General features: G+C 61.2%; 22 protein-coding genes. 14 read left to right on the top strand and 8 right to left on the bottom strand.

What is annotated here, in order from left to right; all coding sequences use genetic code 11:
* Nucleotides 1-179: 179 nt before the first annotated feature.
* From ACSQ17_RS19775 to alaC, 3 genes are all read left to right on the top strand, one after another.
* Nucleotides 180-1,376, top strand: coding sequence for a CmpA/NrtA family ABC transporter substrate-binding protein (locus ACSQ17_RS19775; RefSeq protein ID WP_436070220.1), 1,197 nt, complete (start codon nt 180-182; stop codon nt 1,374-1,376).
* A gap of 1 nt (nt 1,377) precedes the next feature.
* A complete protein-coding gene (locus ACSQ17_RS19770) occupies nt 1,378-1,956 on the top strand; it encodes an ANTAR domain-containing response regulator (protein WP_397493223.1) in 579 nt (192 codons plus the stop codon).
* A gap of 137 nt (nt 1,957-2,093) precedes the next feature.
* The gene (gene alaC, locus ACSQ17_RS19765; RefSeq protein WP_436070219.1) at nt 2,094-3,332 is read left to right on the top strand and encodes an alanine transaminase; all 1,239 of its coding nucleotides are present in this window, start codon (nt 2,094-2,096) and stop codon (nt 3,330-3,332) included.
* Between the two features lie 61 nt (nt 3,333-3,393).
* Here the strand turns inward: alaC and ACSQ17_RS19760 are convergent, their stop codons facing one another.
* Complete coding sequence (locus tag ACSQ17_RS19760) at nt 3,394-3,789, bottom strand: hypothetical protein (protein ID WP_436070218.1); 396 nt, start codon at nt 3,787-3,789, stop codon at nt 3,394-3,396.
* A 198-nt stretch (nt 3,790-3,987) separates the two neighbouring features.
* Between ACSQ17_RS19760 and ACSQ17_RS19755 the strand changes: the two genes are divergently transcribed.
* The 4 genes from ACSQ17_RS19755 to ACSQ17_RS19740 all read left to right on the top strand — a co-directional run bounded on the left by ACSQ17_RS19755 (nt 3,988) and on the right by ACSQ17_RS19740 (nt 7,706).
* Entirely contained in the window at nt 3,988-4,305 is a 318-nt protein-coding gene (locus tag ACSQ17_RS19755; RefSeq protein WP_436070217.1) for a transcriptional regulator, read from the top strand.
* A gap of 449 nt (nt 4,306-4,754) precedes the next feature.
* The gene (locus tag ACSQ17_RS19750) at nt 4,755-6,038 is read left to right on the top strand and encodes a CmpA/NrtA family ABC transporter substrate-binding protein (RefSeq protein WP_436070216.1); all 1,284 of its coding nucleotides are present in this window, start codon (nt 4,755-4,757) and stop codon (nt 6,036-6,038) included.
* Between the two features lie 14 nt (nt 6,039-6,052).
* A complete protein-coding gene (gene ntrB / locus ACSQ17_RS19745) occupies nt 6,053-6,904 on the top strand; it encodes a nitrate ABC transporter permease (RefSeq protein WP_436070215.1) in 852 nt (283 codons plus the stop codon).
* Nucleotides 6,905-6,914: 10 nt separating this feature from the next.
* A complete protein-coding gene (locus ACSQ17_RS19740; RefSeq protein WP_436070214.1) occupies nt 6,915-7,706 on the top strand; it encodes an ABC transporter ATP-binding protein in 792 nt (263 codons plus the stop codon).
* A 5-nt stretch (nt 7,707-7,711) separates the two neighbouring features.
* Here ACSQ17_RS19740 and ACSQ17_RS19735 read toward each other — a convergent pair whose 3' ends face one another.
* Nucleotides 7,712-8,605, bottom strand: a complete 894-nt coding sequence (locus tag ACSQ17_RS19735) for an alpha/beta hydrolase (RefSeq protein ID WP_436070213.1) — start codon at nt 8,603-8,605, stop codon at nt 7,712-7,714.
* 133 nt (nt 8,606-8,738) lie between these two features.
* Here ACSQ17_RS19735 and ACSQ17_RS19730 point away from each other — a divergent pair, with 133 nt between their 5' ends.
* The 7 genes from ACSQ17_RS19730 (at nt 8,739) to cobA (ending at nt 19,389) form a co-directional block, all read left to right on the top strand.
* Nucleotides 8,739-9,188, top strand: a complete 450-nt coding sequence (locus ACSQ17_RS19730; protein WP_233685115.1) for a thioesterase family protein — start codon at nt 8,739-8,741, stop codon at nt 9,186-9,188.
* Between the two features lie 721 nt (nt 9,189-9,909).
* Nucleotides 9,910-11,121 (top strand): nitrate/nitrite transporter, encoded by a 1,212-nt coding sequence (locus ACSQ17_RS19725; protein ID WP_436070212.1) that lies wholly within the window; start codon nt 9,910-9,912, stop codon nt 11,119-11,121.
* 5 nt (nt 11,122-11,126) lie between these two features.
* A complete protein-coding gene (locus ACSQ17_RS19720) occupies nt 11,127-12,824 on the top strand; it encodes a protein kinase domain-containing protein (RefSeq protein ID WP_436070211.1) in 1,698 nt (565 codons plus the stop codon).
* A 275-nt stretch (nt 12,825-13,099) separates the two neighbouring features.
* The gene (gene nirB / locus ACSQ17_RS19715; RefSeq protein ID WP_436070210.1) at nt 13,100-15,556 is read left to right on the top strand and encodes a nitrite reductase large subunit NirB; all 2,457 of its coding nucleotides are present in this window, start codon (nt 13,100-13,102) and stop codon (nt 15,554-15,556) included.
* Nucleotides 15,553-15,882, top strand: coding sequence for a nitrite reductase small subunit NirD (gene nirD / locus ACSQ17_RS19710; RefSeq protein WP_436070209.1), 330 nt, complete (start codon nt 15,553-15,555; stop codon nt 15,880-15,882). Before nirB ends, nirD begins: the two co-directional genes overlap by 4 nt.
* 46 nt (nt 15,883-15,928) lie before the next feature.
* Complete coding sequence (locus ACSQ17_RS19705) at nt 15,929-18,640, top strand: nitrate reductase (RefSeq protein ID WP_436070208.1); 2,712 nt, start codon at nt 15,929-15,931, stop codon at nt 18,638-18,640.
* 11 nt (nt 18,641-18,651) lie between these two features.
* Complete coding sequence (cobA, locus tag ACSQ17_RS19700; RefSeq protein ID WP_436070207.1) at nt 18,652-19,389, top strand: uroporphyrinogen-III C-methyltransferase; 738 nt, start codon at nt 18,652-18,654, stop codon at nt 19,387-19,389.
* Between the two features lie 129 nt (nt 19,390-19,518).
* On the opposite strand, the gene ACSQ17_RS19695 is transcribed toward cobA, so the two are convergent.
* The 6 genes from ACSQ17_RS19695 to rraA all read right to left on the bottom strand — a co-directional run bounded on the left by ACSQ17_RS19695 (nt 19,519) and on the right by rraA (nt 23,896).
* The gene (locus ACSQ17_RS19695) at nt 19,519-20,487 is read right to left on the bottom strand and encodes an OmpA family protein (protein WP_436070206.1); all 969 of its coding nucleotides are present in this window, start codon (nt 20,485-20,487) and stop codon (nt 19,519-19,521) included.
* Nucleotides 20,488-20,594: 107 nt separating this feature from the next.
* On the bottom strand, nt 20,595-21,185 hold the full coding sequence (gene sigX / locus ACSQ17_RS19690) for an RNA polymerase sigma factor SigX (RefSeq protein ID WP_436070205.1): 591 nt from the start codon (nt 21,183-21,185) through the stop codon (nt 20,595-20,597).
* Between the two features lie 87 nt (nt 21,186-21,272).
* Nucleotides 21,273-22,088, bottom strand: coding sequence for a mechanosensitive ion channel family protein (locus tag ACSQ17_RS19685; RefSeq protein WP_233685124.1), 816 nt, complete (start codon nt 22,086-22,088; stop codon nt 21,273-21,275).
* Between the two features lie 2 nt (nt 22,089-22,090).
* On the bottom strand, nt 22,091-22,336 hold the full coding sequence (locus tag ACSQ17_RS19680; protein ID WP_233685125.1) for a CrfX protein: 246 nt from the start codon (nt 22,334-22,336) through the stop codon (nt 22,091-22,093).
* Between the two features lie 54 nt (nt 22,337-22,390).
* Nucleotides 22,391-23,386 carry a zinc transporter ZntB gene (locus ACSQ17_RS19675; RefSeq protein ID WP_436070204.1) on the bottom strand — a complete coding sequence of 332 codons (996 nt, stop codon included), beginning with the start codon at nt 23,384-23,386 and terminating at the stop codon, nt 22,391-22,393.
* Nucleotides 23,387-23,407: 21 nt separating this feature from the next.
* Complete coding sequence (rraA, locus tag ACSQ17_RS19670) at nt 23,408-23,896, bottom strand: ribonuclease E activity regulator RraA (protein WP_233685127.1); 489 nt, start codon at nt 23,894-23,896, stop codon at nt 23,408-23,410.
* Nucleotides 23,897-23,967 lie beyond the last annotated feature (71 nt).

Genomic DNA, 23,967 nt, shown 5'->3' with positions numbered 1-23,967 from the left:
CAATAGCCCGCACAGCGAACATAAATACATAACCGCTGCCTGGCACATGCATTGCTTTACATACCCCAAGCCTTTCCAACGGCGGACGGGCTCAATCAAGACACTGGTGTCGTAGCCCTCGTGCAGTCGGTCGCAGCGAGTGGCACGGCACCTTTTTGTGTGGGTACAGGAAAAGCACCATGAATGAGCACGAGATCAGCCGCAGTGACGCACCGGAAAAGCTGGTACTGAATATCGGTTTCATGGCCCTGAGTGATTCGGCATCAGTGATTGTCGCCGCCACCCAGGGCTTTGCCGAGAAGCATGGCCTGACCCTCAACCTGCAGCGGCAGAGCTCCTGGGCTGGACTGCGCGACAAGCTGTTGAGTGGTGAGCTGGACGCGGCACACAGCCTCTACGGCCTGATCTATGGCGTACAGCTGGGCCTGGGTGGCGCACCCGCCACCGACATGGCCGTGCTCATGGGGCTGAACCAGAACGGCCAGAGCATCAACCTGTCGCAGCCGCTACAAGCCGTCGGCGTGACCAGCGGCGAGGCACTCAGCCAGCATGTGCACCAACATGCAGCACGCCTGACCTTCGCCCAGACCTTTCCCACCGGCACCCATGCCATGTGGCTGTATTACTGGCTCGCCAGCCAGGGTATTCATCCGCTGCGTGACGTCGACAGCGTGGTGGTGCCGCCGCCACAGATGATTGAACACCTCAAGGCCCAGCGCATCGACGGTTTCTGTGTCGGCGAACCCTGGACCGCCAAGGCCGTGGAAGAAAACCTCGGCTGCACCCTGACCACTATCCAGGCGATCTGGCCCGACCACCCGGAAAAGGTACTGGGCTGTACCCGTGCCTTTGTCCGTCAGCACCCCAACAGCGCCCGTGCCCTGGTGATGGCGGTGCTGGAGGCCAGCCGTTTTATTGATGAAAGCGAGGAAAACCGCCGCAGCACCGCCCAGTTGCTCAGCGGTCAGGACTATGTGGACGCCCCGCTGTCGGCCATTCAACCGCGCTTTCTCGGCCACTATCAGGACGGTCTCGGCCATGCCTGGCTGGATGCTCATCCACTGCGCTTCCATGGCCAGGGCGCGGTGAACATGCCCTACCTGTCAGACGCCATGTGGTTTATGACCCAATTCCGCCGCTGGGGCCTGCTGCGTGACGACCCGGACTATCTAGCCATCGCCCGTCAGGTGCAGCAGCTTGAGCTCTACCAGCAGGCCGCCAGCGCACTCGGCATTGCCGTACCAGCGCCCATGCGCAGCAGCCAGTTGCTCGACGGCCCGACCTGGGACGGCAGCGACCCGGCCGGCTATGCCCGCAGTTTTGCCCTGCACGCCCGGGTTGACGCACCGGCTGGCGAACTGCAGGAGAGCTGCTGAGATGCTGCGTATTCTGCTGATCAACGACACGGCGAAGAAAGTCGGCCGCCTGAAAACGGCATTGACCGAAGCCGGCTTCGAGGTCATCGACGAATCCGGCCTGACCATCGACCTGCCTGAGCGCGTCGAAGCCGTGCGCCCCGACGTAATCCTGATCGACACCGAATCGCCCAGCCGCGATGTGATGGAGCAAGTAGTGCTGGTCAGCCGCGACCAGCCGCGACCCATCGTCATGTTCACCGACGAGCATGACCCCGGCGTGATGCGCCAGGCGATTCAAAGTGGCGTCAGCGCCTACATCGTCGAAGGCATTCACGCCCAGCGCCTGCAGCCGATTCTGGATGTGGCCATGGCCCGCTTCGAGAGCGACCAGGCCCTGCGCGCACAATTGCAGGCACGCGACGCCCAACTGGCCGAACGCAAACGCATCGAACTGGCCAAGGGTCTGCTGATGAAGATGAAAAGCTGCGATGAGGAACAGGCCTACACCCTGATGCGCCGCCAGGCCATGAGCAGGCAACAGAAGCTGGCACAGGTAGCCGAACAGATCATCGCCATGCACGACATGCTCGGCAGCTGAATCCGGCCACTGTTATGCCGTGCTGAAGCCTGACTGTGCTGGACAGACAGGCCGCGCGGCGCTTATCTTCGCGCCTGGCCAGCACACTGGCCAACGTCGCTCGGACGGTTCCGGGCGCTTACGTCTCCGAGGAAAGCATGGCTGACCAAGCTTCGCGCCGCTTTGCGCGCATTGATCGACTCCCCCCCTACGTTTTCAACATCACCGCTGAACTGAAGATGGCCGCGCGTCGCCGTGGCGAAGACATCATCGACTTCAGCATGGGCAACCCGGACGGTGCCACGCCGCCGCATATCGTCGAAAAACTGGTGCAGGTTGCCCAGCGTGAAGACACCCATGGCTACTCCACCTCACGCGGTATTCCACGCCTGCGCCGCGCCATCTCGCGCTGGTACAAGGACCGCTACGAGGTCGAGATCGATCCGGAAAGCGAAGCCATTGTCACCATCGGCTCCAAGGAAGGCCTGGCGCACCTGATGCTGGCCACCCTGGACCACGGCGACACCGTGCTAGTGCCCAACCCCAGCTACCCGATTCATATCTACGGCGCGGTGATCGCCGGCGCCCAGGTGCGCTCCGTGCCACTGGTGCCTGGCGTGGACTTCTTCGCCGAGCTGGAGCGGGCGATTCGCGAGTCGATCCCCAAGCCGAAAATGATGATCCTCGGCTTCCCCTCCAACCCCACCGCGCAGTGCGTGGAGCTGGACTTTTTCGAACGTGTGGTGGCCCTGGCCAAGCAGTACGACGTACTGGTGATCCACGATCTGGCCTACGCCGACATCGTCTACGACGGCTGGAAAGCCCCGTCGATCATGCAGGTGCCTGGCGCCAAGGACATTGCCGTGGAGTTTTTCACCCTGTCCAAGAGCTACAACATGGCCGGCTGGCGCATCGGCTTTATGGTCGGCAACCCGGAGCTGGTCAGCGCCCTGGCGCGGATCAAGAGTTACCACGACTACGGCACCTTCACCCCGCTGCAGGTCGCCGCGATTGCCGCGCTGGAAGGTGATCAGCAATGCGTGCGCGATATCGCGGAGCAATACCGCCAGCGCCGCAATGTCATCGTCAAAGGCCTGCATGAAATTGGCTGGATGGTAGAGAACCCCAAGGCCTCGATGTACATCTGGGCAAAGATTCCAGAGCTTTACGCCCACTTAGGCTCGCTGGAGTTTGCTAAGAAGCTGCTACTGGAGGCCAAGGTCTGCGTCTCCCCTGGCATCGGTTTTGGTGATTACGGCGATGACCATGTGCGCTTTGCTCTGATCGAGAATCAGGATCGTACGCGTCAGGCCATTCGCGGGATCAAGGCGATGTTCCGCGCCGACGGTTTGCTTGATGCGCCTGCAGCCAGTAAACCTGCCAAGCCCACGCCCTAAGCGAGGCCAAAGGTGGGTTAGCCGCGCTGGCTAGCCCATCGCTGTTGATGCTCGAGCTGTATCAGCTCGAATAGTCCAGCACCGTCCATACACGACTAAGTCCTTCGGCGATTACACAGCCGCTTTGCCCCAACTGCTGATTGTTGCTGTGCAACGACATCAGCGTGGTCATGCCGTCGGCGGCATCCGAGCGTTCGCTCAACCATTGCACGCGACCACAGTTGGCCGTTTCGATCACATAGCTGGCCGCCACGCTCGACTCTTTGCTGGGCAGTTTGATCACATCCACCACCGTGCCCTGCTCTTCCACGCGCTTGCCGTCAGACACCAACACGGCCCAGGCCTGGCTATTTTCGATCACCAGGTACGTGCCATTGGCTCTGGGTTGCTCCAGCTGCGGTTGTGCGCAACCGGTTAAAAGACTCAACAGCACAATTGTCATCAGCATCTGTTGCATTGTCAGTGACTCCTCTGCAGTGCCTGTGGCCATTGGCTTTATGGGCAGATGGCGCGATTGATTGGTGAAGGCTTGGGCTTACTATTATCGAATACTGTTTATTTGTACAGTATTTTTCGATTACCCTTGGTTAGGCCATCCAGCCACGCGTGCAGCCCGACAAACGGGTCCGCGCACGGCATTAACAGGAGTACCTCGATGCTCGACGTAATGCAGCTGAAACACAGTGTGAACCGTATGCCCCTGGAAAAAGTCCGGGCCACCGTCAATGAATTGCAGCTCGAAGGTATCGTCACCGAGGGCAAAACGCCGTTTTCCCGGGTGCACTTCAACACCTGCTTTGCCGAGATCGAGGCCTTGTTGCAGCGCGCCGGCTATCACCGCCAACTGGATGTGGTCGGCTATCAGGGCTTGGCCTACGCCATGTTCGACCCATCACGCTGGGAGGCAGTTGAAGTGCTGCGCTGGCTCAGGGAATTTGTCGAGGAAACCCAGGGCAAATCCCTGTCACGTTGAAGCGCTGAGCTGTTATCGCGTCTGGGTGCGCCCGGCACCAAGTCGAAGCAAAAGCGCCCGGCAGCCGCTCAGCCATGCACAGCATTGGCCCAGTAAACCTGGGCAGCGTGTTATTCGGTCGCGGTACAAGACGCTGCCACGGCGACTATTTACTGTGCTATCCCGCATTCAATTTCATGCATAACTCCATGATTTATAAAACTTAGGCCGCCCAACCTGAGACTCATTCGAGCCTGCCTCAGGGCAGCCAGGCGCTTATTCACCCGCTCCCTTCGGTAAATCTGGCAAGCCACTTGCAAATATCCCCACAAGATTCCTGCGCAGCCCACCAACGGCGGTGAGCCGCGGATCACGGACAACGGCGTCCGTCAGGTCACTTCAATCGAGGTGGCCTGGCGTACGCCGTTTTTGTTTCAGCCGTTTTTTCGGCCAGAGAAGGACAAACAAACATGACTGATCGTGATTCGAAGAACCCAAGCCTGCATAGCCGCCGTGACTTTCTGAAAACCTCAATCGCCGTCGCCGGCACAGTCGGCGGTGTGACCGCGCTGGGCCTGAGCGCACCCGCTTCGCTGCGCAGCGTGGCCTGGGCAGCCGGTTCTGATGCACCGGAGAAGGCCGCGCTGAAAGTCGGTTTTATCCCACTCACCGATTGCGCGTCGGTGGTGGTCGCCGCCACCCAGGGCTTTGCCGAGAAATACGGCCTGACAATCACCCCGAGCAAGGAGGCTTCCTGGGCCGGGGTGCGCGACAAACTCAATACCGGCGAGCTGGATGCCGCCCACGTGTTGTACGGCATGATGTACGGCGCCCAGTTGGGTATCGCCGGGCCGCAGAAGGACATGGCGGTGCTGATGGGGCTTAACCACAACGGCCAGGCCATCACCCTCTCCAAGCAACTTAAAGAAGCCGGCGTGACCAACGGCGCGCAGTTGGCCGAACACGTGAAAAAAGGCGGCAACCCGCTGACCTTCGCCCAGACCTTCCCCACCGGCACCCACGCCATGTGGCTGTATTACTGGCTGGCCAGCCAGGGCATCAACCCCATGAGCGATGTGAAAACCATCGTCGTGCCGCCGCCACAGATGGTGGCCAATATGCGGGTCGGCAATATGGACGGTTTCTGCGTCGGCGAACCCTGGGGCGCACGGGCGATTGCCGACAAGATCGGTTTTACCGCCGTGACCACTCAGCAGATCTGGCCGGACCACCCGGAAAAGGTCCTCGGCACCAGCCGCGCCTTTATCGAGCAATACCCCAACACCGCCCGTGCGCTGATCATGGCGGTGCTGGATGCCAGCCGGTTTATCGAAACCAGCGAAGAAAACCGCAAGAGCACGGCCAAGCTGATTGCCGGCAAGGCCTACGTCAACGCACCGGTGAAAGTCATCGAACCACGCTTCCTCAGCCACTACGAAGACGGCTTGGGCAACAGCTGGAAGGACGACCACGCGATGGCCTTCCACAAGGACGGCGCAGTCAACTTCCCCTATCACTCCGATGGCATGTGGTTTATGACCCAGTTCAAACGCTGGGGGCTGATCAAGGAAGACCCGAACTACGCTGCCATCGCCGCCGGGGTCAACCAGGTTGGGTTATTCAAGGAAGCCGCCAGTGCGCTGAACATTCCTGTGCCGGCCAGCTCGCTGCGCAGCAGTACGCTGATCGACGGCAGCGTCTGGAATGGCGCGGACCCAGCGGCCTATGCCAATTCGTTCGCGATCAAAGCCTGATAGGGAGCGCCATGATGAATGCACCGTTGAAAACCCCACTTCCCCAGGCGCTTCCCAGCACAGCAGCCACACGCCTGAGCCTAGCTGGCAAGGAGGTGCTGCATAACCTGCTCAGGGCACTTGTCCCACCCGTGTTAGGCATCGTGCTGTTTATCGGCGTGTGGGCACTGATTGCGACCAAGAGCGAGGGCCTGCCTGGTCCGCTGAGCACCTGGCTGTCGGCTCTGGAGCTGTTCGCTGACCCCTTCTATGACAACGGCCCGAACGACATGGGCATCGGCTGGAACATCCTGCATTCGCTGGGCCGGGTCGGTATCGGCTTTGGTTTGGCGGCGCTGATCGGCATTCCACTGGGCTTTGCCATCGGCCGCTTTACCTTTCTCGCCGGCATGCTCTCGCCGATCATCAGCCTGCTGCGCCCGGTATCGCCGCTGGCCTGGTTGCCGATTGGTCTGCTGGTATTCGAGGCCGCAGGCCCGGCGTCGATCTGGGTAATTTTTATCAGCTCGATCTGGCCGATCATCCTCAACACCGCCGCCGGGGTGGCCAGCGTGCCACAGGACTATTTGAACGTGGCGCGGGTGCTCAAGCTGTCGGAGTTCAAGGTGCTCACGCGCATCCTGTTCCCCGCCGTGCTGCCGCACCTGATGACGGGCATCCGCCTGGCCATCGGCGTGGCCTGGCTGGTGATTGTCGCCGCGGAAATGCTCACCGGCGGTACTGGCCTGGGTTTCTGGGTGTGGGACGAGTGGAACAACCTCAACGTCGAACACATCCTCATCGCCATCATCATCGTCGGCCTGGTCGGCCTAGTCCTGGAGCAACTGCTGTTGCTGCTGGCCAAGCGCTTCGACTATGCGAGCTAAGGAGACTGCCATGGACAAGTTCGTCGAACTGACTAACGTCAGCAAACACTTCGATACCAAGAAAGGCCGCTTCCAGGCCCTGGAAAACGTCAACCTGAGCATCGCCAAGGGCGAGTTCGTCTCGCTGATCGGCCACTCCGGCTGCGGCAAATCCACCGTACTCAACCTGATCGCCGGCCTGTTGGACGCCAGCGAGGGCGGGCTGATCTGCAACGGCCGTGAGATCGACGGCCCCGGCCCGGAACGCGGTGTGGTATTTCAGAACCACAGCCTGCTGCCCTGGATGACCTGCTTCGGCAACGTCTACCTGGCGGTGGAAAAGGTCTTCGCCGGCAAGGAGAGCAAGGCCCAGCTCAAGGAACGCACCGAAGCGGCGCTGGCCATGGTCGGCCTGAGTCACGCCACCTACAAGCACCCCAATGAAATCTCCGGCGGCATGAAACAGCGCGTCGGCATCGCCCGCGCCCTGGCCATGCAACCCAAGGTGCTGCTAATGGACGAGCCCTTCGGCGCGCTGGACGCCCTGACCCGTGCGCACCTGCAGGACGAGCTGCTGCGCATCGTCGGCGAAACCCAGAGCACCGTGGTGATGGTCACCCATGATGTCGACGAGGCTGTGCTGTTGTCGGATCGCATCGTGATGATGACCAACGGCCCGGCGGCAACCATCGGCGATATCGTCAAGGTCGAGCTGGCGCGCCCGCGCGATCGCCTGGCCCTGGCCAATGACCCGCACTACCACGCCTACCGCAGTGCAGTGCTGGAGTTCCTCTACCAGCGCCAGCAGCGCCCGGCGGCTTAAAGCACTCAGGGTTTCGGGGTAACACCGACGTGTTTGAAAAAGGTTTCAACCGCGTCGGTGTAAGGCCCGGGCTCACCGAGCTGCTGATTGATTGCGCCGTGCGACAGCGCTTGCGGCAACACCTGCACCACTCGCCCCATCTGCTTGCCATGCTCAGCGAAGGCTGCGGCCTGACGACAGGCTTCCTCGCGTTTGCTGGAGCACACCGCCAGCAGCGGCACACCGACCGGCTGTAAACGCCAATACGGCGAGGCAGCACGCCAGTACTTGGGCTCCGCGCCAAATGCCTGGTCGTAAAAGCGGTAATGTTTGCCGCGCATGATGCTGTCGACATCAAAGGCCGCGCTGTCCAGCGCCACCGTGCCGAGCCAGGGCTGCACGGCATGCCGCTTGGCAATGGCGCCATCGGCACTCAGCAAACTGACCAGATGCGCACCGGCCGAATGCCCCAGCAATACCACCCGCTGCGGGTCCCCTCCCCACTGCGGCGCGTGCTGCTGCACATAACTCAGCGCCTGGGCAATGTCCTCAACCTGCTGCAAAGGCTTGGCGTCGGGCAACAAGCGGTAGTTCACCGAGACAAACAGATACCCCTGGGGTAGCCAGCGCGCCAGCTTGTTGTCCACCACCCGGCCCATGCGTTTGTCGCCCTTGCTCCAGGCGCCGCCGTGCACCATCAGCAGAATCGGTGCCGACCTGGCCTGCAGTGGACGGTAAACATCCAGACGCTGACGCGCGTGCGTGCCATACGGCAGATCGGCCAGCAGCTCTGCGCCGAGTTGCGTGGCGCTCCTGGCACTACGCCGATCACTCAGGACATCGCGCAGCCCCTGCGCATGCACATCCACCCCCCACAACAGCATCAGCAGCACGCCGCTGCTCAATCGTCCGAGTCTCATGCCTGACCTGCCCCATGCCATCTGGATGATTGGCAGATCATCGCCGTTTTGCCCGTGACCTGCATCAGCGTCTGCCCGACAGATGCGAACAGGGTTAACATTCGCCACCTTTCGCTGACGACCGGATGCTGGCATGGCCCGCCTGACCCTTGAATTCCCCGAAGACCAATTCTGCTACAGCACCCACCTGACAGTGCGGGTGACCGACATCAATGCCGCCAATCATCTGGGCAATGATTCGATGATTTCGATGATCTCCGAAGCGCGGGCGCGCTTTCTGTTCGAGTTCGGCATTGTCGAAACCCAGGAAGACGGCACTGGCATCATCGTCACCGACCTGGCCACCACCTACCGTGCCGAAGCCCATGCCCGTGACCAGTTGCTGTTCGAGGTCGGCGTGATGGATTTCAACAAATACGGCGGCGACATCACCTTCCGTATCACACGCCCGGCTGATGGCAGCCTGGTGGCCATGGCCAAGTCGGGTTTTGTCTTCTTCAACTACAAACTGGGCAAGGTGGTGCCGATGCCGGCGGCTTTCAGCGCCACCTTCAGCAAGGTCAACTGGTTGGATCAGCCGTAAGGCTGATCAACAATTAACCAGTCCTCAACGTGACAGCTGGCACATCCTCTGCTACGCCTTAGGCAGAACAACAAAAGCAGGGGAATCGCTATGCCAACCACGCGCAGCCATGTCCGCCACGCCGGGCTGTTGAGCAACCTACTCGCTCTGGCCCTACTGACACTTCCATTACCCACCCAGGCATTAAGTGTTGCGGCACTAGATGCCACAGCCAAGGCAGCCCGCAGCAGCCACTGACACGCTGCGACTGCAACTCATCAAGGCCACTCGGCCTGCCTCTTCGACACCTGGTTGCCGCACCGGGCATAGACTCTGCGCCCCATCCGAGGGCGACAACCTTGCGCAACGCCTCCTTTTGCAGCACACACATCAGCAGTAACCCGCATGTAACGCGGCCTGCAGCCTTGGCGCAGTTCTTGCTTAGCTCCTGTTACAGGTAGCCAATGGCGGCTGCTTAACAAACGACAAAGACGTCGCATCCACCACGCCCAAGGGCATTCGGTGTATGCGGCGTTTTGCGTTTTACACCCCAGCGTTTGGGGCGGGCACCTGCCCTGCGATCCAGGGTTTGCGCTGGTAACTCTCTCAACCCGACTGAGGCTTCGGCCCCAGGGTGGCGCACCACAAGTGCACCACCTCCCCGGCGGGTTGCAGCCGCCATGCCCACGATCATGGCGAGCTGCACCCGGCCGGGACCCTTATCTGCTGAACGAGGTTTGCGATGAATACGAGTTTCTGGAAATCCGGCCATACCCCGACGCTGTTTGCCGCCTTCCTCTACTTCGACCTGAGTTTCATGGTCTGGTATGTGCTCGGCCCACTGGCTGTGCAGATTGCCAGCGACCTGGACCTGACGGCACAACAACGCGGCCTGATGGTCGCCACACCGATTCTCGCTGGTGCCGTACTGCGCTTCGTCATGGGCCTGCTGGCTGATCGCCTGTCGCCGAAAACCGCCGGCCTGATTGGCCAGGTGATCGTGATCGTGGCGTTGTTCTGCGCCTGGCAAATCGGCATCAGCAGTTATGAGCAAGCCCTGCTGCTAGGCCTGTTCCTCGGCTTTGCCGGCGCAGCTTTTGCCGTGGCCCTGCCGCTGGCCTCGCAGTGGTACCCGCCGCAGCACCAGGGCAAGGCTATGGGCATTGCCGGTGCGGGCAACTCCGGTACCGTGCTGGCCGCCTTGTTCGCCCCCGGCCTGGCCGCGCTGTTCGGCTGGCAAAACGTCTTCGGCTGGGCGCTGATCCCGCTGCTGGGCGCTCTGCTGGTCTTCGCCCTGCTGGCAAAAAATGCGCCCGAGCGGCCCAAACCCAAAGCCCTGGCCGACTACCTGAAAGCCTTGGGTGACCGCGACAGCTGGTGGTTTATGTTCTTCTACAGCGTGACCTTCGGTGGCTTTATCGGCCTGGCCAGCGCCCTACCCGGTTACTTCAACGACCAGTACGGCCTCAACCCGGTCACGGCCGGCTACTACACCGCCGCCTGCGTCTGCGCCGGCAGCCTGATGCGCCCACTGGGCGGTGCACTGGCCGACCGTATCGGTGGTATTCGCTCACTGCTGATGATGTACACCCTGGCCTCGCTGAGCATCGCCGCTGTGGGTTTCAACCTCGGCAGTTCCACTGCCGCACTAACCTTGTTCGTCACCGCCATGCTTGGCCTCGGTGCTGGTAATGGCGCGCTGTTCCAACTGGTACCGCAGCGTTTTCGCAAGGAAATCGGTGTGATGACCGGGCTGATCGGCATGGCTGGCGGGATTGGCGGCTTTCTCCTGGCCGCAGGCCTGGGCACCATCAAGCAGCAGACCGGTGATTACCAGTTGGGCCTGTGGCTGTTCGCCAGCCTCGGCGTTCTGGCCTGGTTCGGCCTGCTCAGCGTGAAAAGCCGCTGGCGCACCACCTGGGGCAGCGCCGCCGTTACCGCCGCGCGGGTGTAAGCCCGATGACGCAGCCCCTGCCAGCGCCACTACCGGCAACCCTGCAACTGAGCTTCGGTGAAGCCAGCGCCACCGGCCCACGCAGTGAAAACCAGGATGCCCTGCGTGTGGTTACCCCGGCACCGGCGCTGGCGGCCAGCAAGGGTTATCTGTTTGCCCTAGCCGATGGCGTCAGCCAGTGTGCCGATGGAGGCCTGGCGGCCCGCGCAACCTTGCAGGCACTGGCCCTGGACTACTACTCGACGCCGGAAACCTGGGCCGTTGCCCAGTCGCTCGAACGCATCCTGGTGGCGCATAACCGCTGGTTGCAGGCCAATGGCGGCGGGCAACCACTGCTCACCACCCTCAGCGCGCTGATCCTGCGTGGTCGGCGCTTTACCCTCGCGCACATTGGCGATTGCCGCGCCTACCGCTGGTTTGCAGGGCGGCTTGAACGGCTCAGTGAAGACCATGTGTGGGAGCAGCCGGGTATGCAGCATGTGCTCAAACGCGCCATGGGTCTGGATCAGCACCTGGTGATGGACTATCTGGACGGCGAACTGCGCCAGGGCGAGTGCTTTGCCCTGGTCAGCGACGGGGTCTGGGCCACGCTGGGTGATACCGGCATTCAGGCGATTCTGCGCGATGAACCCGACCTGACGGCCGCCAGCCACGCACTGGTTCGCGCCGCCCACCTGGCCGGCAGCCAGGACAATGCCAGTGCCCTGCTGCTGCGCGTCGATGCGCTGCCACAAAGCGATCTGGCCGACACGCTCGCGCAACTGCGGCATTGGCCACTGCCACCCAGGCTGCGTGAAGGCCAGTTTTTCGAAGGCTGGCAAGTCGAGCGACTGCTAAGCGAATCACGTCAGTCGCTGGTCTACCGGGTGCGTGATGCCCAGGCACGGCGCTGGCTGCTGAAAACCCTGCCGGCCAGCCGCAGCGATGAAGCGCAAGCAGGCCCCGCGCTACTGCTCGAAGAATGGTTTCTGCGCCGCGTGGCCGGGCGCTTCTTTGCCGAAGCCCATGCTCTGCCGCAGCGCCAGCACCTGTATTACGTACAACGCGAATACAGCGGGCAAAGCCTTGCCGAGCATCTGCGTCTGAACGGCCCGCTTGGTCTGGCGCAGTGGCTGGATATCGCCCCACGCCTGCTCAAGGCACTGGGCATCCTGCATCGACGCAATATCCTGCACCGCGACATCAAGCCGGAAAACCTGCTGTGGGGTGATGACGGCGAATTGCGTGTCGTGGATTTCGGCCTGGCCTACTGCCCCGGTCTGAGTCGTGATGAAGCATGCGAGCTGCCCGGCACACCCAGCTATATCGCCCCGGAGGCGTTCAGCGGCACCGCACCCAGTACACAACAGGACCTCTACAGCGCCGGTGTAACGCTGTACCAGTTGCTTACCGGGCATTACCCCTATGGCGAAATCGAAGCCTTCCAGCACCCACGCTTCGGCCAGCCAACAGCGGCCAGCCGCTACCGCCCGGATCTACCCAGTTGGCTCGACGACAACCTGGCGCGAGCGCTGAATGCCGATCCGCAGCAACGCTATGAAACAGCCGAAGAGTGGCTGCACAACCTTGAACAGGGCGAACGTCAGGCCATCAGCAGCCGCCCTCGGCCATTGCTTGAGCGCGAGCCATTGCTTGTCTGGCGTGGCCTGGCACTGTTTTCCCTGGCGCTGAATCTGCTGTTGTTAATAGGCCTGATGCACTGAGGTAGAGCGCGCACCAAACCAGCGCAAGCCGCCTTTAAAAAGGGCGTAAATACACCTGATGCCCAACACACAGGCTTGGCAAAGCCCGTAAAACCGGCACCTTCGCAAGTTGGCACAAGCCCTGCATTGTTGCTTGCACAATTTATAAAGCGCGGCCTTCAACGAAGAGGGCCGCTCTTCCCGAGAGAACGGGACTTGGACAAAGGCGTCCTCGCTAGGTGACTAGCGGGACGCCTTTTTTGTTTTTGCGCGTTTTTATTCAGGAGATGGCCGGCATGCAGAAGCTCAAGCTGGTGATGATCGGTAACGGCATGGCGGGTGTGCGCACCCTTGAAGAGCTGCTCAAGCTCGCCCCCGACCTTTATGAGATTACGGTGTTCGGGGCCGAACCCCACCCGAACTACAACCGTATTCTGCTTTCCCCTGTGCTGGCCGGTGAACAGACCTTTGAGGAAATCATCCTCAACGACCTCAACTGGTATGCGGAAAACAACATCCAGCTGATGCTCAACCGCAAGGTGGTCAGCATCGACCGCAAGAAGCGCCTGGTTACCGCCGATGATGGCAGCAGCGCCGAATACGACCGCCTGCTGATCGCTACCGGTTCCAACCCGTTCGTGCTGCCGATTCCAGGCAACAAGCTGACCGGGGTGATCGGCTACCGTGACGTGGCCGACACCCAGACCATGATCGACACCGCCAAAACCCACAGCCACGCCGTGGTCATCGGTGGCGGCCTGCTCGGTCTGGAAGCGGCCAACGGCCTGAAGATGCGCGGCATGGACGTGACCGTGGTGCACCTGTCCGACTGGTTGCTTGAGCGTCAGTTGGACAAGACCGCCGGCAAGCTGCTGCAAAGCGCGCTGGAAGCCCGCGGCATTCACTTCCGCCTGAATGAGCAAACCGAAGAGCTGATGGACAACGGCGAAGGCCGTGTCTGCGCCGTGCAGTTCAAGAGTGGCGACGTGATTCCCGCCGACCTGGTGGTTATGGCCGCCGGTATCCGCCCCAACACCGAACTGGCCGAGAAGGCCGGTATTCCGTGCAACCGCGGCATCCTGGTCAACGACACCATGCAGACCTACGATCCGCGCGTGTATTCGATTGGCGAATGCGCCAACCACCGCGGCATCGCCTACGGCCTGGTCGCCCCGCTGTTCGAACAGGCCAAGGTCTGCGCCAACCACCTGGCTCAGCTCGGCTTCGCCCGCTATCAGGGCTCGGTGACCTCGACCAAGCTGAAGGTCACCGGTATCGACCTGTTCTCCGCCGGCGACTTTATGGGCAGCGAAGGCACCGAGACCATCACCCTCTCCGACCCCATTGGCGGCGTGTACAAGAAGCTGGTGGTGAAGAACGACATCCTCGTCGGTGCCTGCCTGTATGGCGATACCGCCGACGGTGGCTGGTACTTCCGCCAGGTCAAGGAGAACGCCAATATCAGCGAGATCCGCGATCACCTGATGTTCGGCGAGAACGCCCTGGGCGATGTCGGCCACCAGGGCCAGAGCAGCACCGCCAACATGCCCGACAGCATGGAAGTGTGCGGCTGTAACGGCGTGTGCAAGGGCACCATCGTCAAGGCGATCCAGGAGAACGGCCTGTTCTCGGTGGATGAGGTGAAGAAGCACACCAAGGCTGCCAGTTCCTGCGGTTCGTGCGCCGGCCTGGTCGAGCAGATTCTGATCAGCACCGTCGGCGGTGCCGCCGATGTGAAGCCGAAAAGCGAGAAAGCCATCTGCGGTTGCAGCGAGCTGAACCACGGGCAGATCCGCCAGGCGATCCGCGAGCAGCACCTGACCAGCATGGCCGACACCATGACCGCGCTGCACTGGAGCACGCCAAACGGCTGCGCCACCTGCCGTCCGGCGCTGAACTACTACCTGATTTCCACCTGGCCGGGCGAAGCCAAGGACGACCCACAGTCGCGCCTGATCAACGAACGCGCCCACGCCAATATCCAGAAAGACGGGACGTATTCCGTTGTTCCGCGTATGTGGGGCGGCGTGACCAACCCGTCCGAGCTACGGCGCATCGCCGACGTCGCCGACAAGTACAACGTGCCGATGGTCAAGGTCACCGGCGGTCAGCGTATCGACCTGTTGGGCATCAAGAAGGAAGACCTGCCGGCCGTGTGGAAAGAGCTGGACATGGCCTCGGGCCACGCCTACGGCAAATCCATCCGCACCGTGAAGACCTGCGTCGGCAGCGAGTTCTGCCGCTTCGGCACGCAGAACTCGACCCAGCTGGGCATCGATCTGGAACACGACCTGTTCAATATGTGGTCGCCGCACAAGGTCAAGCTGGCGGTCTCCGGCTGCCCGCGCAACTGCGCCGAGGCCGGCATCAAGGACGTCGGCATCATCGGCGTGGACTCCGGCTTCGAGATGTACATCGGCGGTAACGGCGGGATCAAGACCGAGGTCGCCGAGTTCTTCGTCAAGGTGAAAACCGCCGAGGAAGTGCGCGAATACAACGGTGCCTTCCTCCAGCTGTACCGCGAGGAAGCCTTCTATCTGGAGCGCACCGTGCACTACATGCAGCGCGTCGGCATGGAGCACATCAAGAAGGCCGTGCTGGAGAACGAGGACAACCGCAAGGCACTCAACGCGCGCCTGCAGTTCGCCCTGTCGTTCGAGCAGGACCCGTGGAAAGAACGCATCGAAACCCCGCAACTAAAGAAAGAGTTCGACCGCATCAGCGTCGTGCAAGTCGAGGAGGCCACCGTATGAACTGGCTGGATATCTGCGCCCTGGAAGAAATCAACGTGCTCGGTTCGCGCATCATCAGCGGCCCGAAAGGCGATATCGCGATCTTCCGCACCAGTGACGACGAAGTATTCGCCCTCGATGACCGCTGCCCACACAAGGGCGGCCCGCTGTCCCAGGGGCTGATCTACGGCAAGCGCGTGGCCTGCCCGCTGCACAACTGGCAGATCGAGCTGGAAAGCGGTGTGGCAGTCGCGCCGGACGTCGGCTGCGCGCACAAGCATGAGACCAAGGTGGAAAACGGCCGCGTGATGCTGGCCCTGAAAGTCGCCACCGCCGAGTGCGCATAACCCTGTAGGCGCGGAGCGATCCGCGCCTACACACGGAGAAACGGCCATGGCCAATCAAATCACCGCTTCGACCTGCTGCTACTGCGGTGTCGGCTGCGGCGTGCTGATCGAACACGACGGCGAGAAGATTCTTGGCGTCGCAGGCGATCCCAGCCACCCGGCCAACCTCGGTAAACTCTGCAGCAAGGGCGCAAGCCTGCACCTGACCGGCGACCTCGACGCCCGTGCCCTCTATCCCGAACTGCGTCTGGGCAAGACCCTGGCGCGTTCGCGTACGGACTGGGACAGCGCCCTGGATCACGCCGCCAACGTATTCGCCGAGACCATCCGCGAACACGGCCCCGACAGCGTGGCCTTCTATATCTCCGGGCAACTGCTGACCGAGGATTACTACGCCTTTAACAAGCTGGCGAGAGCGTTGGTGGGAACCAACAATATCGACAGCAATTCGCGCCTGTGCATGAGTTCGGCAGTAGTGGGCTATAAGCGCAGCCTGGGTGCCGACGCGCCTCCGTGCAACTACGAGGACATCGAGCAGAGCGATTGCGTGCTGATCGCCGGCTCCAACATGGCCTACGCCCATCCGGTGCTGTTCCGCCGCCTGGAAGAAGCCAAGGCCAAGCGCCCGCAGATGAAGGTCATCGTCATCGACCCACGGCGCACCGACACCTGCGACCTGGCCGATCTGCACCTGGCGATCCTGCCCGGCAGCGACGTGGCCCTGTTTCACGGCATCCTGCATATCCTGATGTGGGAAGGCTGGATCGACCGCCGCTATATCGACGCCCATACCGAAGGCTTCGACGCCCTGAAAACCCTGGTGCACGCCTATAACCCGCAGATGGTCAGCGAGCTGTGCGGCATCAGCGTGGAAAGTCTGCAACAGTGCGCCCATCTGATCGGCCAGGCACCGAGTTTTCTCTCGCTGTGGTGCATGGGCCTTAACCAGTCCACCGCTGGCAGCGCCAAGAACAGCGCGCTGATCAACCTTCACCTGGCCACCGGGCAGATCGGCAAACCCGGCAGCGGCCCGTTCTCCCTCACCGGCCAGCCGAATGCCATGGGCGGCCGCGAAACCGGCAGCCTGAGCAACCTGCTGCCGGGCCACCGTGAAGCCGCCAATGCCCAGCACCGCGACGAAGTGGCCCGTTATTGGGGCGTCGATGCGTTGCCAGACAGCACCGGGTTGAGCGCTGTCGAGCTGTTCGAAGCCGTGCGTGTCGGGCAGATCAAGGCGCTGTGGATCGCCTGCACCAACCCGGCGCAGTCCTTGCCAGACCAGACCAAGGTGCATGAAGCCCTGGCCACCTGCCCCTTTGTCGTCGTGCAGGAAGCCTTCTTCACCACCGAGACCTGCCACTACGCCGACCTGCTGCTGCCGGCTGCCAGCTGGGGCGAAAAAGAAGGCAGCGTGACCAACTCCGAGCGGCGCATTACCCATGTGCGCCGCGCCGTGCCAGCGCCCGCCGAGGCGCGGCCGGACTGGGCGATCACCACGGATTTCGCCCGCCGTTTAGAACAACTGCTCCGCCCCGGCCTGCCCAGCCTGTTCGCCTTCGACAGCGCTAGCGCGCTGTTCGAGGAGTACAAACACCTGACTGCCAAACGCGATCTCGACCTTTCCGGGCTGAGCTACGCGATTCTGGATAACCAAGGCCCCCAGCAATGGCCGTTTCCGGCCGGCGCTACCCAGGGTACTGCGCGCCTGTATGGCGATGGCCAGTTCCCGACGGCAAACGGCCGCGCGCAGTTTCATGCCGAGCCGTTCCGTGCCGCCAAGGAAAAACGCGAGACGCGTTATTCCCTGACCCTCAACACCGGCCGCCTGCGTGACCAGTGGCATGGCATGAGCCGCACTGGCTCGGCCGCGCAACTGTTCGGCCACGCCCCGGAAGCGCTACTCAGCCTGCATCCGGACGAACTGCGCCGGCGTCGCCTGCAAAGTGGCGACCTGATCAAGGTGCGCAGCCGCCGTGGCAGCCTGATCGTCCCGGTAGTGGCCGACGAGTCGATCCGCAGCGGCCAGGCGTATATGCCCATGCACTGGGGCAACCGTTTTCTCAAGGGCCTGGGCACCAACGTGCTGACCCAGCCGGCGTTCGATCCGCTGTCCAAACAGCCGGAACTGAAACATGCCGGCATCGAAGTGGAAAAGGTCGACTTGCCCTGGAGTTTCTTTGCCCTGGTCGAAGGCGATGTGCAGGCCCGCTTCGAGGCATTGCGCCCGTTGTTCGAAGAGTTTGCCTACGCCAACCTGGCCCTCACCGGGCGCGAGCGCCCCGCTCTGCTGATCCGCGCCGCTTGCGCGGTGGCACCCGAGGCAGAACTGCTGGCACAGATCGACCGTTTGTTGGGCCTGAATAAAGGCCCGGTGCTGGCCTATGACGACCCACGCAAAGCCGTCGGCAAGCGCGTACGCATTGAAGATGGGCGCATTACCGCGATCCGCCTGGCCGGTGAAACCGCCGCCCGTGACTGGTTGAAAACCCTGTGGAGCGATGGTCAGGCAGATGCCGATCTGCGCCGCTGGCTGCTCGCCCCGGTGTCGACCCCACCGGGCAGTGCCAGTACCAAAACTGCCAGCAAGACCCTGTGCAACTGCCTCAACGTCAGTGAAGCGGCGGTGTGCGCCGGCATCAAACGCGGTCTCGACCTGAATGGCCTCAAGCGGGAGCTGAAATGCGGCACCAGCTGCGGTTCCTGCATCCCCGAAATCAAGCGCCTGCTGGCCACCCAGCCGGTCGCCGTCAACGCCTAGAGGTATCCGATATGAACGCAAAAGTCTGGCTGGTAGGCGCAGGCCCCGGTGATCCGGAATTGCTGACCCTCAAGGCGGTCAAGGCCCTGAATCAGGCCGACATCGTGATGATCGACGATCTGGTCAACCCGGCCGTGCTGGAGCACTGCCCAACCGCGCGCATCATGCCGGTGGGCAAACGCGGCGGTTGCCGCTCCACGCCACAAGCCTTTATCCATCGCCTGATGCTGCGCTATGCACGCCAGGACAAGTGCGTGGTACGCCTGAAAGGTGGCGACCCGTGCATCTTCGGCCGTGGCAGCGAGGAAGCTGACTGGTTGAGCCAGCATGGTATAGAAGTGGAAATGGTCAACGGCATTACCGCAGGTTTAGCCGGTGCGACCAATTGCGGCATTCCTCTAACCCTGCGCGGCGTCGCCCGTGGCGTAACCCTGGTCACCGCCCACACCCAGGACGACAGCAGCCTGAACTGGAGTGCCTTGGCGCAGAGTGGCACCACCCTGGTGGTGTATATGGGCGTGGCCAAGCTGCCGGAAATCCGCGAAAGCCTGCTGACCGCAGGTATGCGCAATGACATGCCGGTGGCCATGATCGAGAACGCCTCACTGCCTGAACAGCGCGAATGCCGCAGCAGCCTGGCAAACATGCAACAAGCCGCACACGACTTCCGCCTGAAAAGCCCGGCCATCCTTGTGATTGGCGACGTGGCCGCACAACCTCATACGCAGCTCGCTGCGATCAGTGCCTAACCGCTTCGCGCTCCTGCGAAGTTCCCCTCGCCCGCTACCCGCGGGCTTTTTTTATTCCTCGCATCTGGCACCACTATCACAGGCATAAAAAAACCCGGCCGAAGCCGGGTTTCTCTGCAGCCAGATCGATTACTGCTTGATCTGAGCTTCTACTTCAGCTTCTACGCGGCGGTTAACAGCACGGCCTGCGTCGGTAGCGTTGTCAGCAACCGGACGGGACTCACCGTAGCCAGCAGCGTTAACACGGGAAGCTTCTACGCCGTACTGGTTGACCAGGACGTCACGAACAGCGCTGGCGCGACGCTCGGACAGTTTCTGGTTGTAGGCGTCGCTGCCTTTGGAGTCAGTGTGACCTTCAACCACGGTGGTGGTCTGCGGATACTGCTTCATGAAGTCAGCCAGGTTCTTGATGTCGCCATAGCTTTCTGGCTTGACCTGAGCCTTGTCGAAGTCGAACTTCACGTCCAGCTCAACACGCACCAGTTCCAGCGGCTCTTCAGCAGCAGCAACTGGCTCTGGGATCGGCTCAGGAGCAGGCGCAACGACTGGAGCCGGCTTGCTGCCGCCACCGAAGTTCATGCCGATACCGACGCTTGGAGCCCACTCGGTGTCGCCCTGGTCGATGTTGTACTGAGCTTCAACGCCAGCACGGGCGTAGAAGTTGTCAGTGAAGTAGTACTTGGCACCGCCACCAACGTTGGCGAAGGTGGAACCGTTGCGACCGTTACGACCGGACTGACCGATGCTCTGATCGGAGAAGCCAGCGGAAACGTAAGGACGCAGTGCGTCGCCAGCGTTATTGAAGTGGTACAGCGCATCCAGAGCGGTGTTCGAACCCTTGATGTTGCGGCCATCTTCACCACGTGCGTTGTGCACTTCGTCGTAGCTCAGGCGCAGTTCAACGTCGTCAGTCAGGTAGTAACCAATGCTACCGCCGAACAGGTTGCCGTTGTTTTTGAAGTCACGGGCGCTGTCGAAGATTTCCTTCTTGGCGAAACCCTCCACTTCTACAGCGCCTTGGCCTTGAGCGAGAGCGCTCAGGGAAGAGGTGGCCAGCAGCGAGCCAATTACAGCGCCTAGAGTGTTTTTCAATTTCATTACGAGAATCCCTATCTTGGTGGTCAGTAAGTTGTCTGACAGACACAAGACAACTCAGCCGGCAATTCTACCAGAATTAACCGCTAACTATGACGTCTTTATTCCAACTAAGTTTCGGGATTGTCAGAAAATTTATCGCGTAGCCGATCGAGTGCTCGCTTATAGCGCATTTTCGTAGCGCTCAAGCCCATGTGCATGATGTCGGCAATCTCCTGAAACTCCAGCTCTGCGACAAAACGTAGCACCAGAATTTCCCGATCAATCGGATTGACGTGCACCAGCCAACGATCGAGACCGCCCTTATCCTCGGTCTTTGGCGTCTTTTCTTCGGAGGCTTCTTCAAGCGGGTCCAAACTTAAGGCGTCAATAAGGCGACGTTTACGCCGCTCTTTGCGATATTGGGTAATACATTCGTTATAGGTAATGCTGTACAGCCAGGTTTTGAACTTCGACTTACCCTCAAAGTTCTTCAGGCCATATAAGACCTTGAGCATTACTTCCTGGCAGACATCATCAGCGTCACGCTCGTTACCCAAATAACGCGCGCACACATTGAACAAGGTGCGCTGATAACGGCGCATCAATTCTTCATAGGCACGGGTTATGTGGAATAACTCGTCATGCGCACGCGCCACCAACTCTTCATCCGAGAGCTCGCGGGGGTCGTAGCGTAGAGACGCAGAGTGGGCTTTATTCAAAACGAGTCGGGCCGACAGTCAGGACAAAAGCCAGCGCAGCCCTGAATCAGGCTGCGGATTGGCCGCATACAATAACAGGGATTGGCCTTAGCGGCTGCTTACCTGCTGCTCGAGCAAAGTACGGTTGGCCACTGAAACCAGCTCGCCCGCTTCCGTCAGCAGGGTGGTCTTGACCGTTCCGATCTCCTCGATCTGCCCTTCGACCGCACCGATCTGCACTTGTTGCCCAACTTCATACAACTCGCGCACATAAATACCCGCCAGAATCTGGCTGGCGATATCGCGGCTCCCCAGCCCCAGGGCCAGCGCCACTGCGAGGCCCACGGAAATCAGCACGATGGCGATCACGTTGTTGAGCAGGTCAGTCTTGACCTCCAACTGGCCGATGGCCACCGAGATGCTGATGATGATCACCAGGCCTTGGGCAATACGCCCCAAACCGTTGGCGTAATCCAGGCCGACACCTTCCGCCGCACCGCGTACCAGGCCACTGACCAGTTGCGCCAGTAATACACCCGCCAGCAGCACCAGAGCAGCACCGAACACTTTCGGCAGGTACAAGGCCAGCACATCGAGGGTTGCGGAAACCCGCTCAAGACCCAGGGACTCGGCAGCGGTAACCAGGAAGATCAACAGCACGAACCAGTAGACGATCTTGCCGATCAGGGTCGATACCGGCACCTGAATGCCAGCGCGGCTCAGCAACTTGGTCAGGCCAGTGCCCGCCATCAGGCGATCCAGGCCGATCTTGCCGAGCAATTTCGACAACAGGGTGTCGAGGAACTTGGCCACCACGAAACCCAACAGTACCACCACCATGGCACCGAACAGGCGCGGGATAAAGGCGGCAATCGGGGTCCACACGCTGGCCATCGCATCAACCAGAACTTGAGTAAATTCCATGCTCAGTCAGCCTTATCAGTCGAACGAATTGAGGGTTTGCGGCGTGAAACAGGGGCAACATGTGCCGAGCCGTTATTCAGGGCAATCATCAGCGCACTCAGCCAGTGGCCCATCAGGGCGAACAGGTCACCCGCGCCGACCTGGCGATTGGCGGTCTTCAGCACGCGATGCAGGCAGGCATCATCATCGTGGCTCGAGGTGGGTGACTTGAGCAAATCGCGCAGTGATTCTTCAAACGGATCGTGCATGGCGCACCTCACAGGATGTGACGGCTAGACGAGGCATAAACAGAGCAAGTCACATCAGATCCAGCGCAAGCGGCGAAACAACAGCCACTGTCCCAGTGCTACAACGGCCATCAGCGAGCAGGCCAGCAGAAAACCGTGAGGGCTTTCCGAGCCGGGAATACCACCGACGTTGATCCCCAGCAGCCCGGTGAGAAAGCTCATCGGCAGGAATATCCCGGTGATGATGCCGAAGCGGTACATGGTGCGGTTCATCCGCTCATCCATGCGCCGGTTTTCGGCTTCCAGCAGCAGGCTGACGCGCTCGCGGCTGAGCTCCAGCTCTTCCAGATAACGGGTCAGGCGGTTATTCAGCTCATTCCAGTAGCTGCTGTCGCCGCCGACAAACCAGGCCTGGGCACTGGCCGTCAGTTGTCCGTAGATGTCACGCTGCGGCGCCAGAAAACGCCGCAGGCTGGCTGCACGTCGGCGCATCTGCAGCAACTCGGTGTGATCCAGCGTGCTGGTCTGCTCAGCATCGGCGAGTTCTTCCTGCTCATCGATCTGCTCGGAGAGCTCACCAATCAACAGTTCGATCTTGTCCGTCAGGTAATGCGCCAGGCGCAGAACCAGCTCTGCCGAGGTTTTCGGCCCGCGCCCGGCCAGCAGGTCTTCGATCAGGGCTTCGGTGGCCATCAATGGCCGCAGACGCAGAGAAATTGCACGCTGCGCATCGGCAAAGATACGCACCGACACCATGTCTTCCGGTTCGGCGCCAGGATTGAGGTTCAAACCCCGCAGAAAAAGCAGCAACTGCTGCTCGGGCAGCGCCAGCAGCCGTGGCCGGGTGTTTTCCTCCAGTAGCAGATTGCAGGCGAACTCGTTCAGCCCGCTTTCAGCGCGCAGCCAGCTGTGCGTATGCGGATGCCCCCGGTCCCAGTGCAGCCACAGGCTTTCCTGCTCACGCAGCTCAAGCCCCTGCAGCTCCTGGCGGGTGATGCTGCGTGCCCCGCCCTGACCATTGAGGACGAAGGCATGCACCAGCCCCCACTGCGCGTTGTCTTCCTCACGCATGACGGTTTCCTGCAAAACCCCTTACTCCGGCATTTGCAGAGCAGATGGCGAAATGATCACGCCATTGTTGTCGGCGTAGATGAATTCACCCGGACGGAAGGTCACACCACCAAACGTCACCGCAACATTCAGATCACCGATGCCACGCTTGTCGGTTTTCATCGGATGACTGGCCAGGGCCTGAATGCCCAGATCAGTCTGCGCCAACACATCAACGTCTCGCACACAGCCGTACACCACAATGCCTTCCCAGCCGTTCTTCGCGGCCTTTTCGGCAAGCATGTCGCCCAGCAGTGCACGGCGCATGGAGGCACCACCATCTACTACCAGCACCTTGCCCTTGCCCGGCTGATCGACCTGCTCCTTAACCAGCGAGTTGTCCTCGAAACACTTGATGGTGACAATCTCGCCACCAAAGGAATCGCGACCACCAAAATTGCTGAACATCGGCTCAACTACCTGAACCAGCTCAGGGTAGGCGTCACACAGATCCGGGGTGATGTAGTGCATGGCAAAACTCCTTGGATGGAAAAGCGCTGCTGCCGATCACTGACAGCGATACAGAACTGACACATGCCGCC

It is taken from the genome of Pseudomonas sp. LjRoot71 (genome assembly GCF_964253255.1).
Lineage (GTDB): Bacteria > Pseudomonadota > Gammaproteobacteria > Pseudomonadales > Pseudomonadaceae > Aquipseudomonas.
Note: the sequence above shows the minus strand (reverse complement) of the source record. Positions and strands in the feature narration are given on the sequence as shown.

Bases quoted from the DNA above. Each gene is read 5' to 3' on its own strand.
- ACSQ17_RS19775 (WP_436070220.1), top strand. From the start codon at position 180: ATGAATGAGCACGAGATCAGCCGCAGTGACGCACCGGAAAAGCTGGTA.
- ACSQ17_RS19770 (WP_397493223.1), top strand. From the start codon at position 1,378: ATGCTGCGTATTCTGCTGATCAACGACACGGCGAAGAAAGTCGGCCGC.
- alaC (WP_436070219.1), top strand. From the start codon at position 2,094: ATGGCTGACCAAGCTTCGCGCCGCTTTGCGCGCATTGATCGACTCCCC.
- ACSQ17_RS19760 (WP_436070218.1), bottom strand. From the start codon at position 3,789: ATGCAACAGATGCTGATGACAATTGTGCTGTTGAGTCTTTTAACCGGT.
- ACSQ17_RS19755 (WP_436070217.1), top strand. From the start codon at position 3,988: ATGCTCGACGTAATGCAGCTGAAACACAGTGTGAACCGTATGCCCCTG.
- ACSQ17_RS19750 (WP_436070216.1), top strand. From the start codon at position 4,755: ATGACTGATCGTGATTCGAAGAACCCAAGCCTGCATAGCCGCCGTGAC.
- ntrB (WP_436070215.1), top strand. From the start codon at position 6,053: ATGAATGCACCGTTGAAAACCCCACTTCCCCAGGCGCTTCCCAGCACA.
- ACSQ17_RS19740 (WP_436070214.1), top strand. From the start codon at position 6,915: ATGGACAAGTTCGTCGAACTGACTAACGTCAGCAAACACTTCGATACC.
- ACSQ17_RS19735 (WP_436070213.1), bottom strand. From the start codon at position 8,605: ATGAGACTCGGACGATTGAGCAGCGGCGTGCTGCTGATGCTGTTGTGG.
- ACSQ17_RS19730 (WP_233685115.1), top strand. From the start codon at position 8,739: ATGGCCCGCCTGACCCTTGAATTCCCCGAAGACCAATTCTGCTACAGC.
- ACSQ17_RS19725 (WP_436070212.1), top strand. From the start codon at position 9,910: ATGAATACGAGTTTCTGGAAATCCGGCCATACCCCGACGCTGTTTGCC.
- ACSQ17_RS19720 (WP_436070211.1), top strand. From the start codon at position 11,127: ATGACGCAGCCCCTGCCAGCGCCACTACCGGCAACCCTGCAACTGAGC.
- nirB (WP_436070210.1), top strand. From the start codon at position 13,100: ATGCAGAAGCTCAAGCTGGTGATGATCGGTAACGGCATGGCGGGTGTG.
- nirD (WP_436070209.1), top strand. From the start codon at position 15,553: ATGAACTGGCTGGATATCTGCGCCCTGGAAGAAATCAACGTGCTCGGT.
- ACSQ17_RS19705 (WP_436070208.1), top strand. From the start codon at position 15,929: ATGGCCAATCAAATCACCGCTTCGACCTGCTGCTACTGCGGTGTCGGC.
- cobA (WP_436070207.1), top strand. From the start codon at position 18,652: ATGAACGCAAAAGTCTGGCTGGTAGGCGCAGGCCCCGGTGATCCGGAA.
- ACSQ17_RS19695 (WP_436070206.1), bottom strand. From the start codon at position 20,487: ATGAAATTGAAAAACACTCTAGGCGCTGTAATTGGCTCGCTGCTGGCC.
- ACSQ17_RS19685 (WP_233685124.1), bottom strand. From the start codon at position 22,088: ATGGAATTTACTCAAGTTCTGGTTGATGCGATGGCCAGCGTGTGGACC.
- ACSQ17_RS19680 (WP_233685125.1), bottom strand. From the start codon at position 22,336: ATGCACGATCCGTTTGAAGAATCACTGCGCGATTTGCTCAAGTCACCC.
- ACSQ17_RS19675 (WP_436070204.1), bottom strand. From the start codon at position 23,386: ATGCGTGAGGAAGACAACGCGCAGTGGGGGCTGGTGCATGCCTTCGTC.
- rraA (WP_233685127.1), bottom strand. From the start codon at position 23,896: ATGCACTACATCACCCCGGATCTGTGTGACGCCTACCCTGAGCTGGTT.